This is a genomic window from Streptomyces sp. NP-1717, assembly GCF_022695985.1.
Lineage (GTDB): Bacteria > Actinomycetota > Actinomycetes > Streptomycetales > Streptomycetaceae > Streptomyces.
The window spans coordinates 1-2,870 of the sequence record NZ_JAAPBF010000408.1 but is presented as its reverse complement, the minus strand read 5'-3'; the positions used below and the strand labels follow the sequence as shown (position 1 = coordinate 2,870).

Annotated in this window: 1 protein-coding gene; it reads right to left on the bottom strand. The window is 69.3% G+C overall.

Annotated features, from left to right (window positions below; genetic code table 11):
• Positions 1 to 2,688: beta-ketoacyl synthase N-terminal-like domain-containing protein (locus GXP76_RS34975; protein ID WP_374363706.1), on the bottom strand; the 2,688-nt coding region annotated here is incomplete at its 3' end.
• Between the last annotated feature and the right edge of the window lie 182 nt (positions 2,689 to 2,870).

Sequence of the window (2,870 nt, the reverse complement as noted above, 5' to 3'; positions counted from 1 at the left end):
CCCGATGGCGGTGGTGTCCGGGAGGGTTTGGGTGGTGAGGGTGGTGAGGGTGGTGTCGGGTCCGAGTTCGAGGTAGGTGGTGGTGCCGGTGGAGTCGAGGTGCTCGGTGATGGCGGTGTAGTTGACGCTGTGGCGGAGCTGTTCGGTCCAGTAGTCCGGCGAGACGGCTTGTTCGGCGGTGAGGGGCAGTCCGGTGCGGTTGGAGATGACGGGCAGCGTCGGAGGCTGCGGGGCGAGAGTGCTGAGCGTGGTGCGGAATTCGTCGAGGACGGGGTCCATGTGCGCGGAGTGGAAGGCGTGGCTGACCTTGAGCGCGCGGGTGCGGATACCCGCCTCCGCCGCACGTGCGGTCAGGGCCTCGATCTCGGCCACCGTCCCTGAAACGACCGTGTTCGTCGGGGAGTTGCGGGCCGCGATCTCCAGCCCGGTTCCCTCAAGCAACGGTGTCACGTCGTCGGGGGTGGTGTGGAGGGTGAGCATGGTGCCCTGCCCGGCGGGCAGCTCGCCCATCAGCCGGGCGCGGGTCGCTACCAGGGTGGCGGCGTCGGTGAGGGTGAAGACACTCGCGAGGTGGGCTGCGGTGAGCTCACCGATGGAGTGCCCGGCCAGTGCGTCAGGGCGCACCCCGTAGGACTGGGTGAGGCGGTAGAGGGCTGTCTCCAGGGCGAAGAGGGCGGGCTGCGTGTACGTGGTGTGGTGGAGGAGATCCGCCTCAGGGGTGCCCGGCTCGGCGAACATCACCGTCAGCAAAGGCACCGGAAGGTGCGCGTCCAGAGCCGCGCACACCTCGTCGAGGGCGTCGCGGAAGACGGGGTGGGAGGTGTAGAGGTCATGCCCCATCCCCGCGTACTGCGAGCCCTGACCGGTGAACAGCAAGGCGAGCTTCCCCGCCCGATACCGACCCACCACCCCCTGCGGGCTGGGGTTCCCTGCCGCAACAGCAGCCAGCGCGTCCATCAACTGCCCGCGCTCGGTGCCGAACACAACCGCACGGTGATCAAGAGTCGCACGCGTGCCCGTGAGGGCATCGGCGACGGCCGGAAGATCAGCGTCAGGCTGCTCCTCCAGCCACGCGTGCAGCCGCGAAGCCTGGGCACGCAGCGCGTCGGCCGTGTGACCGGACACCGGCCACACCACCACACCCGATGAAGAATCGGACTCAGTCCCGGCGCGTTCGATCACGGGTGCCTGCTCAAGCACCACATGCGCGTTCGTGCCACTCATTCCGAAGGAAGAGATACCTGCACGCCGGAGCATCTCCGGCGTCTCAGCCCAAGGCACGTCTTCTCGGAGCAGTTCCACCGCTCCGGCCGACCAGTCGACATGCGGCGTGGGCTCGTCCACGTGCAGCGTCCGTGGCAGTACGCCCTCCCGCATCGCCATGACCATCTTGATGACACCCGCGACACCGGCTGCTGCCTGCGTGTGACCGATGTTCGACTTCAGCGACCCCAGCCACAGCGGAGCATCTTCCGGCCGGTCCTGACCGTAGGTGGCGAGGATGGCCTGGGCTTCGATCGGGTCACCGAGAGCGGTGCCGGTGCCGTGTGCTTCCACGGCCTGGACGTCCGCCGCCGACAGGCTGGCGTTCGCGAGGGCCTGACGGATGACGCGCTGCTGCGAGGGGCCGTTGGGCGCGGTGAGGCCGTTGGAGGCGCCGTCCTGGTTCACCGCCGAACCCCGTACCACCGCCAGAACCTCGTGCCCGTTCCGTACGGCGTCCGACAACCGCTCCACCAACAGCAGCCCCACACCCTCCGACCAGCCCGTGCCGTCCGCACCCGCCGCGAACGGCTTGCACCGACCGTCCGGCGCCAGCCCACGCTGGCGGCTGAACTCCACGAACATGCTCGGACTCGCCATCACCGATACACCACCGACCAGGGCCAGATCACACTCGCCCTCCCGTAGTGCCTGGCCGGCCATGTGGAGCGCCACCAGGGACGAGGAGCACGCCGTGTCGACGGTGATCGCCGGACCCTCGAGCCCGAACGCATACGACACCCGGCCCGAGGCGACACTCCCGGCGCTGCCGATGCCGACCTGCCCCTCGTATCCCTCCGGGATGCTGGACAGACGGGAGTAGTAGTCCTGCGAGATGACGCCGGTGAAGACACCGGTACGGCTGCCCTGCAGCGAACGCGGGTTGATGCCCGCTCGCTCGAAGGCCTCCCAGGCCGTCTCCAGCAGCAGCCGGTGCTGCGGGTCGGTGGCCGTGGACTCCCGCGGACTCATGCCGAAGAGCTCGGCGTCGAACGCGGCGGCGTCGTGGAGGAAGCCGCCCTCGCGGACGTACGAGGTCCCCGCGTGATCCGGGTCCAGGTCGAAGAGGGAGTCGGTGTCCCAGCCACGGTTGTCGGGGAACGCCCCGATCGCGTCGCGCCCTTCGGCCACGAGCTGCCACAGGTCCTCGGGAGTGCGGATGCCCCCCGGGTACCGGCACGACATCCCGACGATCACCACCGGATCGCTGGTGTCCCGGCTGGTGACGACTGCGACTTCTGAAGGCTGGTGCAGAACGCCGAGGATCGTGTCACGCAGGTAGTCGGCGAGGGCGGCCGGGGTGGGGTGGTCGAAGACGAGGGTGGCGGGCAGCCGCAGCCCGGTGGCGCTGCCGACACGGTTTCGCAGTTCGACGGCGGTGAGGGAGTCGATTCCCAGGTCCTTGAACGGGCGGGACGCCGCCACGGCGTCCTCCCCGTGCCCAAGCACCGCGCCGACGTGACCTGATACCAGGCGCAACAGGAAATCCTGCTGCTCTGAACTGCTGAGTCCCGCCAACTGCCGCGCCAGCGAGGACGGTTCGGCCGCGCCCTGGACGCTTCCCGAGACAGCGGTACGGCGCTGAGCGCGCAGAAGTCCCCGGAAGA